General features: G+C 29.7%; 19 protein-coding genes. 3 read left to right on the top strand and 16 right to left on the bottom strand.

The genetic code is table 11. The annotated features are described in order from the left end of the window. Positions 1-185: 185 nt before the first annotated feature. The 14 genes from HMPREF1552_RS11110 to HMPREF1552_RS11045 all read right to left on the bottom strand — a co-directional run bounded on the left by HMPREF1552_RS11110 (position 186) and on the right by HMPREF1552_RS11045 (position 13,595). Positions 186-1,394: a GspE/PulE family protein gene (locus HMPREF1552_RS11110; protein WP_021745305.1), complete on the bottom strand. Its 1,209-nt coding sequence runs from the start codon at positions 1,392-1,394 to the stop codon at positions 186-188. Between the two features lie 44 nt (positions 1,395-1,438). Beyond that, a complete protein-coding gene (locus HMPREF1552_RS11105; protein ID WP_021745304.1) occupies positions 1,439-1,912 on the bottom strand; it encodes a hypothetical protein in 474 nt (157 codons plus the stop codon). 37 nt (positions 1,913-1,949) lie between these two features. Beyond that, positions 1,950-2,564: an L-threonylcarbamoyladenylate synthase gene (locus tag HMPREF1552_RS11100; protein ID WP_021745303.1), complete on the bottom strand. Its 615-nt coding sequence runs from the start codon at positions 2,562-2,564 to the stop codon at positions 1,950-1,952. After that, positions 2,545-3,537: a ribose-phosphate pyrophosphokinase gene (locus tag HMPREF1552_RS11095; RefSeq protein WP_021745302.1), complete on the bottom strand. Its 993-nt coding sequence runs from the start codon at positions 3,535-3,537 to the stop codon at positions 2,545-2,547. The genes HMPREF1552_RS11100 and HMPREF1552_RS11095 overlap by 20 nt, the downstream gene beginning before the upstream one ends. 132 nt (positions 3,538-3,669) lie before the next feature. Then, positions 3,670-5,004, bottom strand: a complete 1,335-nt coding sequence (gene glmU, locus HMPREF1552_RS11090) for a bifunctional UDP-N-acetylglucosamine diphosphorylase/glucosamine-1-phosphate N-acetyltransferase GlmU (protein ID WP_021745301.1) — start codon at positions 5,002-5,004, stop codon at positions 3,670-3,672. Between the two features lie 222 nt (positions 5,005-5,226). After that, entirely contained in the window at positions 5,227-6,174 is a 948-nt protein-coding gene (locus HMPREF1552_RS11085) for a hypothetical protein (protein ID WP_021745300.1), read from the bottom strand. Between the two features lie 51 nt (positions 6,175-6,225). Continuing rightward, positions 6,226-6,633 carry a DUF2721 domain-containing protein gene (locus tag HMPREF1552_RS11080; RefSeq protein ID WP_039901656.1) on the bottom strand — a complete coding sequence of 136 codons (408 nt, stop codon included), beginning with the start codon at positions 6,631-6,633 and terminating at the stop codon, positions 6,226-6,228. A 159-nt stretch (positions 6,634-6,792) separates the two neighbouring features. Then, the gene (gene gpmA / locus HMPREF1552_RS11075; RefSeq protein ID WP_021745298.1) at positions 6,793-7,479 is read right to left on the bottom strand and encodes a 2,3-diphosphoglycerate-dependent phosphoglycerate mutase; all 687 of its coding nucleotides are present in this window, start codon (positions 7,477-7,479) and stop codon (positions 6,793-6,795) included. Positions 7,480-7,542: 63 nt separating this feature from the next. Beyond that, the gene (locus HMPREF1552_RS11070; protein ID WP_021745297.1) at positions 7,543-7,830 is read right to left on the bottom strand and encodes a hypothetical protein; all 288 of its coding nucleotides are present in this window, start codon (positions 7,828-7,830) and stop codon (positions 7,543-7,545) included. Between the two features lie 50 nt (positions 7,831-7,880). Next, complete coding sequence (locus HMPREF1552_RS11065; protein ID WP_021745296.1) at positions 7,881-8,627, bottom strand: hypothetical protein; 747 nt, start codon at positions 8,625-8,627, stop codon at positions 7,881-7,883. A 35-nt stretch (positions 8,628-8,662) separates the two neighbouring features. Continuing rightward, on the bottom strand, positions 8,663-10,843 hold the full coding sequence (locus HMPREF1552_RS11060; protein WP_021745295.1) for a heavy metal translocating P-type ATPase: 2,181 nt from the start codon (positions 10,841-10,843) through the stop codon (positions 8,663-8,665). Positions 10,844-10,876: 33 nt separating this feature from the next. Beyond that, positions 10,877-11,248, bottom strand: coding sequence for an HMA2 domain-containing protein (locus HMPREF1552_RS11055; RefSeq protein ID WP_021745294.1), 372 nt, complete (start codon positions 11,246-11,248; stop codon positions 10,877-10,879). Beyond that, positions 11,248-11,733, bottom strand: a complete 486-nt coding sequence (locus tag HMPREF1552_RS11050) for an HMA2 domain-containing protein (protein WP_021745293.1) — start codon at positions 11,731-11,733, stop codon at positions 11,248-11,250. Before HMPREF1552_RS11050 ends, HMPREF1552_RS11055 begins: the two co-directional genes overlap by 1 nt. Positions 11,734-11,885: 152 nt before the next feature. Beyond that, positions 11,886-13,595: a DUF262 domain-containing protein gene (locus tag HMPREF1552_RS11045; protein ID WP_021745292.1), complete on the bottom strand. Its 1,710-nt coding sequence runs from the start codon at positions 13,593-13,595 to the stop codon at positions 11,886-11,888. Positions 13,596-13,887: 292 nt separating this feature from the next. Here HMPREF1552_RS11045 and HMPREF1552_RS11040 point away from each other — a divergent pair, with 292 nt between their 5' ends. Beyond that, a complete protein-coding gene (locus HMPREF1552_RS11040) occupies positions 13,888-16,152 on the top strand; it encodes a bifunctional (p)ppGpp synthetase/guanosine-3',5'-bis(diphosphate) 3'-pyrophosphohydrolase (RefSeq protein ID WP_021745291.1) in 2,265 nt (754 codons plus the stop codon). Between the two features lie 201 nt (positions 16,153-16,353). Here the strand turns inward: HMPREF1552_RS11040 and HMPREF1552_RS11035 are convergent, their stop codons facing one another. Beyond that, the gene (locus tag HMPREF1552_RS11035; protein WP_021745289.1) at positions 16,354-16,872 is read right to left on the bottom strand and encodes an OmpA family protein; all 519 of its coding nucleotides are present in this window, start codon (positions 16,870-16,872) and stop codon (positions 16,354-16,356) included. Positions 16,873-17,130: 258 nt separating this feature from the next. Between HMPREF1552_RS11035 and HMPREF1552_RS11030 the strand changes: the two genes are divergently transcribed. After that, positions 17,131-18,048, top strand: a complete 918-nt coding sequence (locus HMPREF1552_RS11030; RefSeq protein WP_021745288.1) for an acyltransferase — start codon at positions 17,131-17,133, stop codon at positions 18,046-18,048. A gap of 117 nt (positions 18,049-18,165) precedes the next feature. Here the strand turns inward: HMPREF1552_RS11030 and HMPREF1552_RS11025 are convergent, their stop codons facing one another. Then, on the bottom strand, positions 18,166-18,414 hold the full coding sequence (locus HMPREF1552_RS11025) for a hypothetical protein (protein WP_021745287.1): 249 nt from the start codon (positions 18,412-18,414) through the stop codon (positions 18,166-18,168). 201 nt (positions 18,415-18,615) lie between these two features. Between HMPREF1552_RS11025 and nadN the strand changes: the two genes are divergently transcribed. Continuing rightward, positions 18,616-20,406: an NAD nucleotidase gene (nadN, locus tag HMPREF1552_RS11020; protein ID WP_021745286.1), complete on the top strand. Its 1,791-nt coding sequence runs from the start codon at positions 18,616-18,618 to the stop codon at positions 20,404-20,406. Positions 20,407-20,961 lie beyond the last annotated feature (555 nt).

The raw sequence follows: 20,961 nt of genomic DNA, 5'->3' as shown, positions 1-20,961 counted from the left end.
GTTTTACTATATATTAACAATTCTTTTAGATTTTTTTCATGCGCTTGTCATGCACTATAAATGGAGTTTAGTATGAGTGATAAAGAAAAAAATAACATGATTTCATAATTATAGATTAGAAATAAAAATTAATAAATAAGAATTATAAAAACCTTATGAGTATAAAATCCCATAAGGTTTTTTTGTTAAAAAATAATACTAGTTTTTTCCCTTTCAAAAATCAGTTTTTTCTCAATTTTTTCATCTGCATCTTCCATAAAATCAATAAAGCATTTCTGATTTTGGTACTTTTGATTCAGCATTTTTAATTTATTTTTTGTTTCAGAGCCAAGATGATTGTCTTCTTTCAAAATATTTCGCACATCCTGATTTAGTACAAGCAGTTCATTTATCGAAATTCTGCCGCTGTATCCGCTGGAGCATTCATCACAGCCTTCTCCCATACATTTCTGGCACTTTTTCCCAACTAGTCTTTGTCCAATTACTCCAATTAATGAATCTAGTATCAAATATTTGGGAATACCCATATCTACTAGCCTGATTAATGTGGAAACAGCGTCGTTTGTGTGAATTGTCGAAATTACAAGATGTCCTGTTAATGCTGCTCTTACAGCGATTTCAGCCGTAACTTCATCTCTAATTTCTGAAATTACAATAATATCGGGGTCATTTCTTAATGTAGCTTTCAAGACTTCAGCAAATGTTACTCCGATACTCTGATTTACCTGTATTTGAATAATTCCGTCAATTTTGCTTTCTACAGGGTCTTCTACCGTTATGATTTTTTTTCTTCCATCATTTAACATATTTATTAAGGATTTTAAGGTTGTGGATTTTCCAGAGCCTGTCGGTCCGCTTACAAGTATCATTCCATACTTTCTAGTTAAAATCTCATTTAGCATTGCTATGCTTTGGTTTGAAAATCCTAGTGTTTCAAGGTTTATATCTTCCAGATAATTTTCAAGAATACGCAGAACTATGCTTTCTCCGCCAATTGTCGGCATATAGGCAGCTCTTATGTCATATCGCTTATTAATATTTTTTATATTCAATAAAAAAGAAAAGCTGCCATCTTGTGGCTTTCTTTTCTCTGCAACATTCATTCCCGCCAAAATTTTTATTCTAGCAATAATTTCTGTAATATTTTTTTCAAGCACCTTTTTATTTACAGATTCGTATAATTTTTCACTTTCCATAAGATACCCGTCAACTCGGTATTTTATTTCCATACCTTCCAGCAAGTCAAATTTTATGTGAATATCACTGGCACGCTCCTTAAACCCTGCTTTTACAATTTCATTTAAATAAGAAACTGTATCTTTTGATAACAAATTATTTTTTTTATTATCAGAAATATCCTTTAATTTTACTTTCTCAGTTATTTTTTCATTCATTGTCCTCAATTTTCCTTCCCGCTTTTATAGTTTTTTATTTTTAGTTATTTCTTTTTTACACTTCCAGCATTAAATTCTTCCAATACTAATTCTGTCTGTTTTTTCAATGTTTTAAATAATGCCTTTTTAATCAAGTTGTACCATTTCAAAGCTGCACGTTGTGCATCAATCCCCTTTAATGTTTCCTTTAGCTGTAATTTAAAAAAGTCAACTTCTTCATAAGAAAGTTTTACATTTTTAGTTTTTTCCTTTTTGTTTGCCTTTGTTATTTTTACTTCATTTTCCAGATATTTGAAGAAACCAAACACGTTTGGCAGCTGTTTTTCATACTGGCTCATCATTTTTCTCATTTCCTCAATCATTTTTGTTAGATAACTTCTTGACATTTTAGAAAATGTAATATTGACTTTTCTTTTCCCTTTTCCAATTTTTTGTACAAGCTGCTGCATTTTAGCCTGTGATTTTGCATTTATTAAATCCATGTTGCTTACTGTGTTAGGATTTACCATCTTTGCCATAAATTCTCCTTTCTGTTCTTCATTATTTCTTTATTTATTATTCAAAATTTTTCATTATTTCTTCAAATGAAACATTTCCTTCCCTTAGCAATGCAAGTTTTCCATTTTCATACTTCACAATTGTCGAAGGCTTTCCAGTTAATTCTGATTTTTCATTTGGAATTATAATGTCTACATTTTTTAACAGTTCTTCGCTTAGATTCTCAATTTCAGTAACAGCACTTTCACCAGAAATATTTGCACTTGTTGTCAATAAAATTCCACCAGAATTTTTTATAATTTCAAGAGTAATCTTATTTTTCGGAATACGAACACCAATCGTTTTCATATTTTTATCAAATTTTTGGGTAAAACTCTCATTTGCAGAAAAAATAACTGTCAATTCTCCAGGCCAGTATTTATCAAGAATTTTAGAAATTTTCTGAATATTTTCTTTTGTTTCGTTTATTAATTCAATCAAAATATCTCTGTTACTGATTAGTGCGATTATTTTTTTAGAAAAATCACGTTTTTTTATCTTATATATTTTTTGTACAGCTTTCTGTTTAGGAAGAGAGCCAATTCCATAAACTGTATCTGTTGGGAATACAGCAACTCCTCCATTTTTCAGAATACATACCGCTTTTTTTATTTTAGTCATCATTTTCATCATCAACTGGCATCTCAAATAAGCCACTTATTGGATTATTCGTAGCAATTCTTTTTATTATTTCAGCAAACATTTTGCTTGTTGACAAGATTTTTAGTTTATCAAATTTTCTGTTTTCTGGTAATTGAATCGTATCAGTTACTACAACTTCTGTAAAAGCTGAATTTTTTAATCTTTCAATGGCAGGATCAGAGAAAACAGCGTGTGTTGCACAAGCATAAACTTCTGCTGCCCCTTTGTCAATCAGAGCCTGTGCCGCATTACAGATTGTTCCAGCTGTGTCAATCATATCGTCAATCAGAATGGCTTTTTTACCCTTTATATCTCCAATAATATTCATAACTTCCGAAACATTTGCCTTCGCACGTCTTTTGTCAATTATCGCAAGCGGTGTATGTAGCCAGTTTGCAAGTCCTCTTGCTCTTTTTACACCACCAACGTCAGGCGATACAACAACTGTATCTTCTGGACTAAATCCATATTTTATAAAATGTTTAGCTAAAATTGGCAGAGCTTCCATGTGATCTACTGGAATGTCAAAAAATCCTTGAATTTGTCTTGCATGTAAATCCATTGTAATTACTCTCGTTGCACCTGCTACAGTTAATAAATTAGCAACAAGTTTTGATGTGATTGGCTCACGTGGACTTGCCTTTCTGTCTTGCCTTGCATATCCGTAATAAGGAATTATCGCTATAATTTCCTTTGCTGAAGATCTTTTAATCGCATCAATAAAAACTAAAAGTTCCATAATACTTTCATTTACAGGTTTTGAAGTGGACTGAATAATAAATACTTTACACCCACGTACACTTTCATTTGCTTTTGCAAAAGTTTCTCCATCCGCAAATCTTACAATTTCAGCAGAAGATAAATCCATATCTAGATATTTTACAATCTTTTCTGCTAATGCTTCACTTGATGTTCCTGCAAATATTCTTATTCTGCTCTTATCTTCCTTGGTTAATGTTATCATTTCATTTCCCTTTCTCTCTATATTTTGAATTTTTATTTAAAAAATTTTTATCTTTTATTAAATTTACATAATTAAATGATATTTTTATAACATTTTTGATTTTTTGACATTTTTTCAGAAATTGCTAGTTTTCTATTTTTTCTCTTTATTTACTTGTTTTGCTCTTCCAAATGCCAATGCTTCATCTGGAATATCTTTTGTAATAACCGATCCAGCCGCTGTTAGAACTTTGCTTCCTATTTCAACTGGAGCTACAATTATTGAATTGCTTCCAATAAAGGCATTTTTTCCAATTTTTGTCTTATGTTTATTTTTTCCATCGTAATTACAAGTAATTGTCCCTGCACCAATATTTGTGTCTTCCCCAACTTCAGCATCTCCAATATAAGTCAAATGCCCTGTTTTCACACCTTTTTCAAGCGTAGCATTTTTTATTTCCACAAAGTTTCCAACATGCACTGTTTCTTTCAAATGCGCTTTTGGACGCAAATGTGCAAAAGGTCCCACAGTTACCCCTTCCTCAAGAGTAGACTGTTCAACAACAGAAGCCTCTATTTTCACATTATCAGCAATTACAGAATTTTCAATTCTTGTATTTCCCAGGATTTCGCAGTTTTTCCCAATTTTTGTATTTCCTTGAATTGTAACATTTGGATAAATTACAGTATCCTGTCCAATTTCAACATTATCTTCAATATAAGTTGTATCTGGGTCAATCAGAATTACTCCGTTATCCATAAGTTCGGTATTTTTTCTATTTCGTAAAATTTTATCTGCCTGTGCCAGTTGAACCTTTGAATTTACTCCTAAAATCTCATCTTCATCTTCAATTTGGAAACTATCAACATTGTGTCCTTCATTTGTCAGGATTTTTATAGCATCAGTCAAATAATATTCACCTTTTGAATTATTGTTATCAATCTTTTCTATCGCATAAAGCAGACTTTCATTTTTGAAAATATATACTCCTGTATTAATTTCATCTATTTTTTTCTCACTTTCGCTTGCTTCCTTTTCTTCGACAATGTTTGAAATTTTGCCATTTTCTTTAACAATTCGTCCGTAGCCAAATGGATTTTTAACTTTACATGAAAGCACGATGCAATCAAGATTTTTTTCATCAAAGTTATCCTTTAATTTTTTCAAAGTTTCTTCTTTTAAAAGAGGCGTATCTCCGCAAGTGATGAGCACATCTTCACCGTATTCCTTGATTTTATCCTTTGCAATTAGAATAGCGTGTCCTGTTCCAAGCTGTTCTTCTTGTGTGACATAAACGACATTTCCCATTTCAGCTAGAACATCTTCCTTTTTGTGTCCTAGAATAAAAATATTTTTTTCATTCCCGATATTTTCCAGCACATTGACAACTCTTTTAATCATAGGAACACCATTTACCTTGTGTAAAACCTTCGATTGATCGGACTTCATACGAGTCCCTTTCCCTGCCGCCAAAATTAACGAAATCATCATTCCTCCTTCAATTTAATTATTAACAATAAAATATTTGTTTTCATTTTACTCAAAGCTATAAAAAATCTAATGTTTAAAAAAACTCAAATTTTTGAGTTTAACAAAATTACTTTACGTTTTAATTATATCAATTTTTTCCGATTTATTCAAATGGTATAGAAAAGTTTTTTATTTGTTAAAATGTATTGCAAAAAATTTTAACTTTATCGAAATGTAACCTTATATATAGCAATAATTTGTTATATAAAGAATATGAATATCTAAATAATTTATATTCAAAATTTCAATAAATTGAAAATTTTTATCCAATATTTTTAATTGTAATCTTTTATTTTCCAATTTTGTTACTATCCCAACTTTACTGTCTTCAAAATCTTCATTGTCAATAAAAACAAATAAATTATTTTCCTGACAAATTTTTAAAATTGAAAAATAATCTAGCTTATTAATATTTTCAAAAAATTTATTTAAGTTTATTTTGTCAATATATTTAACTTTAGTAAATGGTTTAGATATTTCTTCAATAAATTCTTTGCGTATAACTGTTACAAATTTTTCAGTTGCAAAATCGAAAATTTCTTTTAAAACTAAAAACTTTTCATTTTCCATAACAATATTTCCAATACAAGTTTTTCCAACAAATAATTTAATTTTATGAATCTCAAAATTTTTATTTATTTTTTTCCTGTCAAAAAATTTTATCAAACGGATATAATTTTTAGAAATAATTTCTGTAGAAGTTACATTTAGATTATAATCCAGTATTTCTAAAAGATAGTTTTCTCCAATTTTTTTGGTAATATAGCAAATTTCTGTTGTTTCGTCCTTTAAATGTAAAAAAACTAAAGTTCTGTATTTTATAATATTTTCTAAAATATCGTCAATGGAATTTAAGTTTTTTGTATACAGCCATTCGTAACTGCTTTCCGTTTTATCTAATAAGTTGCTTCCTAAATTTTTTATATAATCTGAATCCAAAATAATTCTTTGAATTTTATCAATTTGATAAATTTTCATTCCATCTTCATTATTTTCAGTATCATAAGATTTTAAAAGTAAATAATTGTCCCAGATTTTTATTATATTTCCAACAGAAAATCCATCAGTATCAAATCTGTAAATTCCAATTTTATCAATACTTTCCAAATTTAATAAAAATTCTTTCATTTTTCTCCATCAAAATATTTATAATTTATGTATGTTCAATAATTCTAGTTTTTATTTATTTTTTTTCTTAATTTCATTATCATTTTCATTATAATTCAAATGAATTCTTAAAGCCTCGAGTGAAATCTGAATTTCTAACAATGAAAATATTAACGAAATTATAAGCGACACTAGACTTATCCCAAAACTTATATATCCAATAAAATTTATTTGGAAAAACAGGAATAACATTGAAACAGCACATAATAATAAGCTAAAAACCCCAAAATACTGCATTCTTTTAATGTATTTCAATCTTTTCCTCAGATTCTTAACTTGATAAAATTCATGCTCGATTTCTCCGCTTGAATCCATCTGTCTGACAATGGCTGTAAGTGCCAAAAATCTGTTAGTATATGCCAGCAAAAGAAGAGATACCGTAGGAAAAAGAACAGCCGGGGTAGTTATTTCCAAAGTCATATTTTTCATCATCCTTCCATTTTTTTATAATATATATTTATTTAACAATTTAAATACTACACTTTATTTTTATTATAATTGAAATTACTAAAAAATGCAAAATAAAAATGCAAGGACTAAAATTTTGCCCTTGCTTAAAAGATTTTATTTTTATTAAAATTAAAATGAATCTGGTGATGACAATACTTTTAAATCTTTATCTATTTCAAATACTAAAGGTTTTCCTGTTGTTAAATTCAGTTTTAAAATATCGTCATCTGAAATATTTAGCAAATATTTTATTAAAGCACGCAAACTATTTCCGTGAGCTGCTACAATAACATTTTTCCCTTCCTGCAAACTTTTTGAAATATGTGAGTGCCAGTAAGGCAGAACTCTTTCGATAGTATCTTTAAGGCTTTCTCCAAGTGGCGCTTCAGAATCAGATAAATCTGCATATCTTCTATCTGATTTTGGATAGTATTCGCTTGATTTGTCTATTGCAGGCGGGGCAACATCAAAGCTTCTTCTCCAGATAAGGACTTGCTCGTCTCCATATTTTTTAGCAGTTTCAGCTTTGTTTAATCCTTGTAATGCTCCATAATGACGTTCATTCAATCTCCAAGATTTGTAAACTGGAATGTATAGTTCATCCAGTTCTTCCAAAACGTAATTAAGAGTTTTAATAGCTCTTTTCAAATAAGACGTGTAAGCAATGTCAAAAACTAATCCCATTTCCTTTAATGCTTTACCTCCAGCTTTTGCCTCTTCCACTCCTTTTGAAGTCAGATCTACATCTTTCCATCCAGTAAATTTGTTTTCCAAGTTCCATTCACTTTCTCCATGCCGAATCAATACTAATTTCATTGTTTTCCTCCTTTTGGTAAAGTCCTTTTATATTTGAACTAATAAAAAAGCGGCTTTATTTTACTATCGTGTTTCAGTTTCTGCAACTGCTTCTGCAGCAGCTGTGTTTGTAGATAGTTCTTTTTCAGCAATTAAATCTTCAAGGTGTTCTTTTGTTGTCATCAATTCTTCAAGGTTCATATTGTCGTAAGCCGCTTCTGAAGATGTTTTTATGTTTATTCCTTGTTTTCTTAAAAAACTGTCAACTTTATTTTGATTTTTTTTGTACAGGTAATAACCTACTGCTACAGTTCCTACTCCGATTGCTGCTCCTACTAAATGTTCCTTTTTAATGTTTCCAAATTTTATCATTTTTATACCTCCAAATTTTTATTTGTTATTATTTTATCATTTATTAATTTTTATTGCAAAGCAATGTATTTGTCATCTGGCTCATTGCCTGCCCTGTTATTGAAAAATATGTGATCTATCAAATCACTCAGATTTTCAATAGAATTATCATTTCTTACATCTACAACATAATGAGATTTTCCATTATCAGCTTTTAAACGATAAATTCTTACTTCCTTGTTGGAAAAGTTATTTAATACAAGATGCCGTCCAAAAGTTGTAAACCACATAAGCGCTATCGCTGTAACCGATCTGTTTGCCAGATACGATTTGAGCAAATATAATGCAGGCAATATTTCAATGTCAAAAAAACCTTTACGCTGTGTTTCCCTGTAAGCATGCTCGATAATTGCTGCGGTTGTCAGCCCTGCTGTAAAGTTATTTATGCCTATTTGTAATTTTTCAACTTTACTTTTGCCAAGCCCATACAGGAAAGAAAGTAATATTGCGGCTCCAGAATAAACAGACAGTAAATCTATTGATTTTTCTTCAAAATCTTCAACAAGTTTTACTGAAGTCATGCCATGTTCAACTGATAAGGCAGTCGCAGTTCGGTAAATTACTTCATCTATTGAAATTTCTTCAGGCTCAAATGTAACGAGCAAAGTATTTATAGTCTGATTATACCGTAAAGCTGTATTTTTAGTTTCAACTTTTACTGTTTCAAAAAATTTTTTTGTATTGGTAATATCGTGTGAAATTTTGAATCTGACACGATTCGGTAATTTATGCAGTATTATCAAGGTTAGTTTTTTCATATCTTATTCAAACTCCTTCAAAAACACAAAAATTTTTATTTATTAACATCGTATTTTAATAGTCGCAATGAATTTCCAACTACTAAAATTGTGATAGAGTTATGCAAAATTGAACTGTATATTGCAGGCAGAAGTCCTGTTGCACCTAATACAAGGGCAAAACTATTTATTCCAATTGCCATTGCAAAATTCTGCTTTATTATTTTTACAGTGTTTTTTGCTAAACCAATTACACCTGGTATTAGTAATGGGTCGTCTGAAGTTATTGTAACATCAGCAGCTTCCATCGCAATGTCGGTACGTGAACTTCCTAGAGCTATTCCTACATTTGCATAGGAAAGGGCAGGAGCGTCGTTTATTCCGTCACCTATCATAATAACTTTTGAACCAATTGAACGGAATTTTAAAATATCTTTAGCCTTGTCCTCAGGCATCAGTTCAGACTCGTATCTATCCATTGACATTCTTGAAGCGATAGTTTCAGCCTGCTGTCTCAAATCTCCCGTTAACAGTACAATATCATCTATTCCTTGATTTCTTAGTCGATTCATTGCCTTTTTTATATTTTCCCTAGGCGGATCTGAAACACCGATAACACCTATTAAATCATTATTTTTAGCCACGTAAATTACAATTTCTCCACGATTTTGCATTCCCTTCACTATATCACTTGCCACTTCTAGTGAAATATCATTCTCTTCCATGTATTTCAGGCTTCCTACACGAATAATATCCTTATTTACAAAAGTTTCTATCCCTCTTGCAACTTTAATAACGGATTCCTTATGTTTTGGAATTTTTAATCCTCTATTTTTAATTTCATTCAAAATTGCACTTGCTAAAGGATGTGATGAAGTTTCTTCAGCCGCGGCAGCTAGTGCAAGCATTCGGTTGTCTTTCATATTTTTTCCAAAAGTCTTCAGCGTTTGAATTTTAGGTTTTCCTTCGGTAATTGTACCTGTTTTGTCAAATATTACTGTGTCAGATCTTGAAAGTTCTTCCAGATAGTTGCTTCCTTTAATCAAAATTCCATTTTTAGCTGCTGTATTAATTGAAGCTGAAAATGCTGTTGCCGTTGACAGCCTTATTCCGCATGAATAGTCAATTACAAGCATACTAAGGGCTTTTTGCAAGTTTTTCGTTGAAACATAGACAATTCCGGCGAGCAGAAAGTTAAGCGGGATTAACTGTGCAGAAAATGTATCGGCGTAAGATTGAATATCAGCCTTGTTAAAAGCGGCATCTTCTACTAATTTTATAATTCTGGAAGCTGTCCTGTCATCTCCAACCTTCTCAGCTTTTACAGTAATATTTCCACTTTTTAAAAGCGTTCCTGCAAAAACTTCTTCTCCAGCCTTTTTCGTAACAGGCATATATTCCCCAGTAATTGCCGACTGATCAATTATCGCCTCACCTTTTTCAATCGTTCCATCCACACTTATTTTTTCCCCAGTTTGAACAAGTATAAAATCTCCCTTGCTAATTTCTTCAATTGGAACTTTTTTGGCCGTATTTCCATCATCAGACTGCTTCCAGACATAGTTTTCTCCAACACTTAACATGTCTTTAATTACGCCACGTGTCTTTTTCATTGTATAAACAGTCAGAAGCTCTGCAAATTTTTCTAAAATCATAATTGTCAAAGCTGTTCGTTCACTTCCTAAAATAATGCTGCTGACAATAGCTGTAGAACTTAGAGTATCTGCGTTGGGACGCTTATTTTGAATAAGAGAATAAATTCCATTTTTTAAAACAGGCAGGGCTAAAGAAACTGTTGATAAAGTTTTGTAGTTAAATAGCCGCCTGATTCCTGTTAATTTTATCTTTGGATTTGGCAGTAGCAGTAAAAGTACAGCAGCACCAATATTTTTAATAATTTCCTGTGGAGATTCTTCCTGCAGACGTCTTTCAATCACATATTTATTTGATATTTGTTTTTTTTCATTTTTGTATATATCTACTAGATATGTATTTAATGTATTTTGAAGTAAAGATATTAAGTTTTCACCAGTTAATGAGAAATTATCAAAATAAACAAGAATAGTTCCTGTAATACTTGAAATTTCAACACTTTGGATATAATGAACCTGCATTAGCTGCTTTGTTATCTCTTCCTTATGAATTCCAAGATATTTTAAAGCTCTTGATTTTATTCTGATTCTTCCACGAATTTCGTGTAAAATCTTGCAGTCCAGCAAATAATCTTTATTTAACATAAAAATCCCTTTCTTTTTTCATTTTGGCAATAATTAAAGTTCTTTAATTATGTTATAAAAAGTATCCAAATTATCTTCTATTTCCTTTAAGGATTTATTTTCATATAATTCAGAATGATTAATCATAGTTTTCCATACTTTGTTCAGCCAGTCTAGTATTTGTTTTTCTGAAATTAATTTTACATCATAGTAAAGCAGAATTTTATTTGTCACATACGAATACTCAATACTTTTTATGCCTTTTTTTGATAAAATAAGTTCTGTAACTCGATAATCATATTTTTTTAATTCTTCTGGAATCTTTGACAAATTTGGGACCGAAAGCCTTAATCTGCCAGGAATACTGTGTATAACCTTTATCTGGTTAAACATCAGATATGTAGCCTTAAATAAATTTTCTAACATTATTTTCTTTTCCCTTCTGATAAAAAAATAAAAGCCCACCATAATAAAGTAGTACCTGTAGGCAATTTTGGAATTTCTCTTAATTTTTTAATGCCATAAAAAGCAAAAATTCCTGCAACTAATGTCTTTAAGTCCAGATAACCTCTACTTTTATTGTAAATAGCCATATCAACAGATTCAAATGCCTGTTTTAACATTTTTTTTACTTTTCCAGGCTTATTTTTTAAGGCTTCTTCTTCCAGATGGAGCAATTTTAGAACGATTAAATACAAAAACGAACTCTCAATAATTTTTTCATCAAAATAAATTAAGATGCTTCCAATAATGGAATTAACGCTTACTGAGTGTATTCCCGATAATTGACGCATATTATTTAAAAATTCCTGTTCTAACTCCTCATTCTCTTTTAATGCATCTGTTTGAAGTCTCAACCGTCCATTCTGGTAATGTTTTACTTGAATAACGCCATAAAAATCTTGTAACATAATTGACTCCTTAAATATTTTTATAAATCATTATATACCTTTTTATTTTAAATTTCAAGGATTTAATTAAATAAAATAAAACGAACTTTAAAATAATTTTATCAAAAAAATAAGGGCATTTCTAACGCCCTTATCCTAAAAAATTATTAAATTTAAAATTCATATTCCCCATTCCAAGTAATAAACAATTTAACAAGTTCTTCCGATACCTTTCTGTTTCTTTTGTCAATATCTTCAAAAGTCCAGTCGGTCTTATCTGCTGGGATTAATTCACGTACATATTTAATTTTAGATTTTTCATAACTTGCTTTTTTCTTTTCAAAAAAGTTTTCTGAAGCTTTAATCGACAATTTCTTTTCAAAAGGAATCTTGTTTCCAATATAATTTATATATTCTTTAACCTGTTTATTTTCAACACTTTCTGAGAAACGGTTACTCCATTTTTGTGGCAATATATATTCAATTTCCCATTTTTCAGGAAGTAATTCATCTTGATTGTTGTAAACAACCATTTTTAAAATCATCCGCACAAGATTTTTGTTTGGTGTCTTGACTTTTTCTTGCAATATTGAAATTGGAATATTCTTGAATGCAATCTTTGGAGAAATATTATCAACGATATCAACATTAAGTTTAAGAATATCAGCTTTTACAGCGGCAACACTCGGTGTTACAAGATAATTTGCTGTCAATTCCAAAAATAGCTTTCTTAAAAATTTTAAGAAATAAGTTTCAAAATTTTCTTTTTCGCCATGTGACAAATAATAGACAACAACAGGATATTTCCAAGATTCATTTGGATAAGCTGATAAAGTATCCAAAATCTTTATAATCTGTATATTTTCTGTCCAAGGCTTGTCATCAATTGATTCGTGCCTATTCATTACAATCCATAAATCAAGAATCTGATCCAGATGCTTCAAAAGATTTGATTTATAAAGCCTTGTAAATCCGCCCTTTGAATAAAAACGTCTAAGTCCAAGTGTAGTCGTTGCCACATCCTTTTCTACTGCCCTTAGATAAAACATATAATAATAAAATAGCTGTTTTACATTTTCTTTGGCATAAATTGCCCGTTCACTTAGTTTTTTCCATTGTTTTATAAACATTTTCTTGTATTCTTTTTTGATTCGGTTATACATTTTTGCCTTAAAAATATCAGCTTCAGAAAGTGGTAATCCTCTGTCATTCAAGGTAGAAAATACACTTAATGCATCGTCTTGTGAATCTGTTTTTATTGGAAAGACAACGGCTCTATTTAAAGTATAATAAATAAATTCAAGCATTAATGTAGGGCTTAGTTCACAAAGTTTATCAAATAACTTTTGAAATAAAATATAATTTCTTGAATAATTGTCAGTAGCCTTAGAATCTGCAACTCCTGTTTCTAAAATATTCTGTAAAATTTTATTCCCTTCATTATCTATAACTCGTGAATTAATAAGTACACTTTTATAGTCAACTTCCCCAGTTAATTTCTCCTGCTTCCAGAGTGCAGGCTGAATTTGTCTTATAAAATTTTCCTGCTCAATAGTTTTTTCCTCATAGGAAACCAATTTCGTATAAATTGCACGCAAAAGAAGAAACAATGAAGTAATTCTCTGTTGACCATCAATTATTTCTTGTTCCCCGTTCTCATTTTCATAAGAAACTATGCTTCCTAAAAAATATGTTCCTTCCACTTCACTATTTCTCTTTGACTCATTTTCAGTAAATTCTAATAAATCATAAAACAACGTCTTAGTCTCATTTTCAGTCCAGGAATACGGTCTCTGATATTCAGGTATTAAAAACGTCTGATCTTTTCCGCTTTCCAGCAACTGCTTTATGCTTTGCTTATTAACTTGTATTGTTGCAACCATAACGCCTCCTACAGTGTTCTTTTTATAAATTATACACTATTTCGATGGTATTTTTCAACTGGAAAAATTTTTAGTTATAAAAATTTATTTTTTTAATTAGATAAAACTTATATTTTACTTTTGAATATAAATTTTTTCAACAATTTAGTTATTCAAAACAAAAATAATTAACAATATTCACACTTTATAATAGATTTTTTTTTAAATGTATAGTAAAATAATTTTAAGAAGATATTTATGTATAAACTGGGCTATGATAGAGTTTGTTAGATAAGAGGAGGATGGATGCGAGATGGATGAGAAAAAAGTATTAAAAAATGACTGGAAAATGACAGATGATGAGATTGAAGATATGAAAATGCCGGAGATTGTTAATAAAAGTTATAATGAGCTGTATAAGCAGTTGGCAGATAAAATTAAGGAAAATAATCTAGATGTAGATATGGATAAAGTAGCAGAGGCTTTTACACTTGCTTATGAGTCACATGTGGGACAGAAGAGAAAAAGTGGAGAGAACTACATTTTGCATCCTGTAGAAGTAGCAGAAATACTCGCTGATATGAGAATGGATACAGATACGATTGTGGCAGGGCTTCTTCATGATGTAGTTGAGGATACGCTTATAACATTGGCAGATATTGAGTATAACTTTGGAGAAGATGTAAGAAAACTTGTAGATGGAGTTACAAAACTTAGGAATTTACCAAGAACGGATAGTAAAAAGCTGGAGAATATAAGAAAAATGGTAGTTGCAATGTCAGAAGATATTCGGGTTGTAATTATAAAACTTGCGGATAGACTTCATAATATGCGGACATTAAAATATATGAAGCCTGAAAAACAGCAGGAAAAATCAAAAGAAACCATTGAAATTTATGCACCAATTGCACATAGAATTGGGATGGCAAAGATAAAATGGGAACTGGAAGATATTAGTTTTAGATTTTTATATCCAAAAGATTATTATGAGATTAAGGAACTTATAAATTCCAAAAGGAAGGAACGTGAAGAATATACAGCAAATTTTATTGAAAAAATTCAAGCGGAACTTGAAAAAAATCATATAAAGGGAGAAGTTACAGGACGTCCAAAGCATTTATACAGCATTTATCGTAAAATGAATGAAAAGGAAAAAAGATTCGTAGATTTGAATGACTTAATTGCGATAAGAATTATTGTTGAGAAAAAAAATGAGTGCTATAATGTACTTGGAATAATTCATGATTTATTCATTCCAGTATTTAAGCGTTTCAAGGACTATATTTCCCAGCCAAAACCAAACGGCTACCAATCCATCCATACAACTGTAAAAGGGCCTAATGACCAAAATGTCGAAATTCAGATTAGAACTCAAGAAATGCATGAAATAGCAGAAGAAGGGGTTGCTGCACATTGGAAATACAAAGAAAAAAAATCTAAGTCTAAAAATGAAAAATTTTATGCAGATGCAAAAAAATTAACTGATTCTGTTCAAAGCAAATCGGATGAGAAGGAACAAAAGGGATTTGCACAGGAAGTTACAGGAGATGTTTTAAAACAGACAATATTTGTGTTCACACCAAAAGATGATGTAATGGAAATGCCTAGGAATTCAACAGCACTTGATTTTGCATTCCAAGTTCATACGCAAATTGGATACAGAACGATTGGAGCAAAGGTAAACGGAAGAATTACACAGCTAAATCAGGTACTTAAAAATGGAGATAAAGTCGAAGTCATGACTTCCAAAAATGTTAATAAAGGTCCTGGAAAAGACTGGATTGAAATGGTAAACAATCACAGTTCTCGTGTGAAAATTCGAAAATGGTTTAAAGATAAGGAATTTGAAGAAAAATCAAAAGAAGGGGAACAAATTCTGGAAAAGGAATTTGAGCAGCTTGGACTAAAACTGAAGGATATGCTTGAAGATGAACGTGTTTTCCTTTATATGAAAAAATTTAATATAGCTGATACTAAAACATTATTTTACAGATTTGCTATCGGAGATTTGTCGCTTGACGGATTTATGAACAAATTTGAAAAAAAAGAAGAAAAGGCTCTTGAAAAAGTGCTTGAGGAAGAAACAGAAAAAGCAAATAGACAAAAAGGGAAAAATAATGGTGGAGTCAAAATATCTGGAACTGAGAATACGATGTATCGCTTTGCAAAATGTTGCAGTCCACTTCCTGGAGATGAAATACGAGGTTATGTAACAAGAGGACGTGGAATAGCAATACACCGCTCAGATTGTCAAAATTTCATATCCCTTATGGAAAAAGAGCCCGAAAGAGAAATTGATGTTTACTGGGATAAATCTGCAATGTCTGCTAATACAACATATGAATTTAATTTTACAATAAAAGCTTCAGATAGAAACGGACTTCTTCTTGATATTATCCGAATTTTAAACGAATACAAAATGAATCTTCTAAATGTAAACACAAATGCTTTCAAGGAAAATGGCAATAAAAGAATGCTCATACATTTAAGAATAACAATAAGAAGCCGTGAAGATTTTGATAGATTGGCAAACAATTTGAAATCAATGTCAGAAGTGATAGATATAATCAAAAAATAGTAAGTGAAAGCTAAAAAGGGGGAAGTTATAAATGGAATTAAAAACAATAATCACAATAATTATACTAATATTTTTATTTAAAATTTTTATAAAAATTACTAAAAAAATATTGTTTTTCTTTTTTGTAATTGTTATTTTTGCAGTTATTTTAAATTATTTGAGATATTAAAAAAGCCAAACTTAAAAAATCTGGCTTTTTTGTTACATAAATTGTATTTCAATTCTTCTATTTGCTGCTCTTCCTTCTTCTGTATCATTTGTTGCTACTGGATTAGCATCGCCGTTTCCTTTTGTTTCGATTACTCTTTCAGGAGAAAGTCCAAGCTCTATCAATTTTTCTTCAAGACTTTCAGCTCTTCTTAAAGATAGCTCTCTATTGTATTCTCTTGTACCTTTGGAATCTGTATAGCCTATAATTGAGATTTTTTGATTCTTAGCTTCTATATAATCTTTTAGCTCTTTCAATGCTGGAGTGTATTCTTCCTTGATTGTGGCACTATTAAAGTCAAATTTTAGCTGATTTGTATCCAGCACTACAACATCTGAATTTTTACTTTCTTTTGAGACTTCCAGTTCTCCTAGTTCAGATCCTTCAACTTCAATTGCAGTTGTTCTCATTGCGTTGTCACGTAGGTTTGATGTTGTGATTTTCTTAGCTGTAGTTGGAGCAGAAACTAATAATACAGATAGCATTGCAGTTATTTTTGATTTTTTCTCCATATTAAACCTCTTTTCCTTTTTTATTTATATTTTTTATTATATTTAAATTATACTTTCCTTTATTAAGTATAGCATATTTTTTTTAATTTTCATAGTCTTTATTTAAATTTCTTTTTTAAAAATTTTTTTAATTCTATTTTTTAGTTTAATTTTGTTGATTAAAATGAAATTTATCATTTGAAAATTAAAAGGGTTGAGCATATATTGACAAAAACTTAGAATTTTTTTATAATTTAGAAAAAAGGAGAATAAAATAGGATGGCGATTGATATTATAAGAATTTTTGCATTTGTTTTTATTGTGTTTTTACATACTTTAAACAGGCAGTTTGGAGTAGATGTATGGATGGGAGGCTATGCAATTATTTCGATTGGGGTTAATTTGTTTATTATGATTAGTGGATATTTGCTGCTTGATAAAACTGAAGAGACAACAGTATTTTTTAAAAAAAGGATTTTAAATATTTTACCACTTTTTTTAGTATTTAATATTATATATATTTATTTTGGAAAAATTCCAATTATACCAGTTTTGAAAGGGAAAGCGATTTCAGCGTCGCATTTTTGGTATATTTATATGATATTGGGCCTATATCTTCTTACGCCGTGGTTGCAAAAGGTGTTGAAATATGCAGAAAAAGAGACTCTTTTTGTAGTTTTTCTCTGGTTTTTGTGCAATATTTTAAATCCGTATTTACGATATTTTAATCTTGCTGAAATTCCATTTTCTAATTTTCCATTGACAGGCTTTATTGGATATTATATTTTAGGATATTTTGTAAAGAAATATGACAATAAAGTTAAAAGGACATCATTTATTTTAATAATAGTTATCTATGCTTTAGGATTCTTGCTAAGTTTTTTATCTACTAAATATGTTTTAGCAGTAACAGGAAAACGTGTATCTGATTTTTTTGATAAAAATTCACTTGGAACATTTATTATGACGATTTCCTTTTTTGTATTTTGGTGTAAATTTAACTTTTCTAAAAGAGACAGGATTATAAAAATAGTAGCAGATTCTACATATTTTGCATTCCTAGTTCATCTTATAGTACTTCATTTTATTATAAAGATAAGTGATGAAATGATTTTTAAATCAGTAATGACAATTGGGATAAGTATAATTTTAGGAATTTTGTATAATCTTTTCAAGCAAATTAATATTAAGAACTAAAAACAAATAGCAATAAAAAACAAGGGGTACAGTTCATAAGAGAGAATTGAAGCCCCTTGTGTTTTAAAATATTAAATTTTTTAAATTATAAAAGGACATAAAATGTCTTAGTTAAAGTTATCTTCTTCTTCCAGCAGCTATTCTTGCACGTCTTTGTCTACGAGAAGGCTCTTTTTTCACATATACAACTTTTTTTCTTCTTGGAACTTTTATAAAGATATACCTTCTTCTTATTACTCTACGAGAAGGTTCTTTTTTTACATATACAATTCTGTTATTTCTTTTAGTTGCAGCAAATGAAGTAACTGAAATTCCAAGTATTCCTAAAATTAAAATTAGTTTTTTCATAAAATTTTTTATATTCATTTTCTTTTCTCCTTTACAAAAATTCTTTTTTGATAATTTAAAAAATTATCTAAGGAATTATAACATTATTTTATTTTAAAATATTGTAAAATCTATTTGAAATTTATGTTTTTTAAAAATTTTACTTTTTTTTAGTGATTTTTTTTGAAAATCAAGTTATAATTATATTAATAAATATAACTTTTTTAAGGAGGAAAAATTATGAAAAAATTATTATTATTGGGATTGACATTAGCGTTATTTTCAGCAGCTAATTTGGAGGCAAAGACTAGTCGTAAAGCGAACAGCCAAAGTTCATCTGGAGCATTTGAGCTAAATGTGGCTCATATTAATGACCATCACTCGCATCTTGAAGAGGAAAAAATGCCTCTTAAACTTAATGGAAAGACTGTTACGGTACATATTGGAGGATTGCCAAGAGTGGCACAGGCAATCAAAAATTTTAGACAAAGTAATAAAAATACTCTTGTACTCCACGCAGGAGATGCACTGACAGGGACACTTTATTACACATTATTTGAAGGAAAAGCTGATGCTGAGCTTATGAATGCAATAAATTTTGATGTTTTTACATTGGGAAATCACGAATTTGACGATGGAAACAAACTTTTAAAATCATTTTTAGATGTCTTGAAAATACCAGTAGTTTCTGCAAATGTTGTGCCCGATAAAGGAAGCATTCTGGAAGGTAAATGGAAACCGTATATGATAAAGAATATCGGTGGTCAGAATATTGGAATTATAGGAATAGATGTTGTGAAAAAGACTAAGGAATCATCAAGTCCTGGAGATGACATCAAATTTTTAGATGAAATTGAAACAGCAAGAAAATATGTAAATGAATTACAAAGTAAGGGAATAAATAAAATAATATTATTATCTCATGCAGGATATGAAAAAAATGTTGAAATTGGACAAAAAGTTGACGGTGTAGATTTAATTATAACTGGGGATACTCACTACCTTTTAGGAAAAGAATTTGAACAATTTGGGTTAGTTCCAGAAGCAGACAGTTATCCTAAAAAAGTGAATTCTCCTAATGGAAATCCAGTTTATATTGCAGAAGCATGGAATTATTCATATTTATTAGGGCAAATGAAGGCAAAGTTTGATAAAAATGGGGTAATTACTGAATTAATTCCAACTCCAAAAGTTTTAATTGGAGATGACTTTTTTGAAGTAAAAAATGCTGAAGGAAAAGGAGTTCAATTAGATCAAAAAGAAAAAAATGAAATTTTAAGTTCAATAAAAAATAATAAAAATATAGCTGCCATCAAAAATGATTCAGCTTTAGCAAAACTTCTTGAAAGATACCAAAAAGAAAAAACAGAACTTGGAAAACGTACAGTTGGTAAAATAACAGAAGAAATCCCAGGAGGTTCAGACAACAGAGTACCAAATGAACATAATAAGGACGGTTCTTTCGCAACAACTCTTGTAGCTGAATCAGTTTTACATAAGTTAAGAAATACAGGAACTGGAAATGTTGATTTTGTAATTGTAAATGCGGGAAATGTAAGAATTACACTAAATCCTGGTGTATTCACTTATGATTTAGCATATTCATTATTGCCTTTCACTTCAAACACAGTATTCATAACTGATATTACAGGTGCAGAAGTGAAACAGACATTAGAAGATGCAATTGACTACGTCTTAAATGGAGGCTCAACAGGAGCATTCCCTTATGGTGCAGGAATCAGATACGAAGCCACAAAAGAAGGAAAACTTGGAACAAGGGTCAAAAAAATAGAAGTATTTGACTTTAAAGCAAACAAATGGGTACCAATTGACGCTAAAAAATCCTACATGTTAGCTGTAAACTCTTATATAGCCAAAGGAAAAGATGGTTACACAACATTAGGAAAAATCACTGCTCAAAAACGTGGAACAGACACTCATTTAAGTGATACAAAAATATTTATAGATTATTTGAAAGAGAAAAAAGAAATAGGAAAACCAAAATCTACAAACGTAATTTTCAAATACTAATTTTTTAAAAAATTTGAAAATAAATGATACTTTATATTGTATATTATTTTATAAAATTTATTATAGGCTATTTTAATTAATAAATATTTTTTTATATTACTATGTTTTTTTTAATTTTCGTAGGATTGCTCATTGTCGCAAATCCTTATCTTGCAGTAAAAGGCTTATCCTAATAATCAAAATATTTGGCAAGATTGCTCGCAATAACCTATGGCTAGTCTACGACATTTTTCTGCACTGGCAAAAAACTCGCTATGCTCAAACAGTTTTGCCAGCACAGAAAAATGCTCCGACGGATTAGTTTATGATAGATTCTGTTTAAAAAATGAAAATTATATTTTAATTATTTGAAAATATTAGGTTTTATAAAATAGATTATAATAAGTTTGTTGTTTAAATGGGATTTAGTATTAAAACATTTATTGTAAATTTCCGAGATTTTAATTTTTCAGTAAAAGACAACTTGTTTGAGCTTTTCTATTATATTTGAATTTGTAATAACTTTATGGAATTAAAATAATTTTTGTTAAAAGCGAGTTTTGTCTTTTGCTGTAA

The organism is Leptotrichia sp. oral taxon 879 str. F0557 (genome assembly GCF_000469385.1).
GTDB lineage: Bacteria > Fusobacteriota > Fusobacteriia > Fusobacteriales > Leptotrichiaceae > Leptotrichia > Leptotrichia mesophila.
Note: the sequence above shows the minus strand (reverse complement) of the source record. Positions and strands in the feature narration are given on the sequence as shown.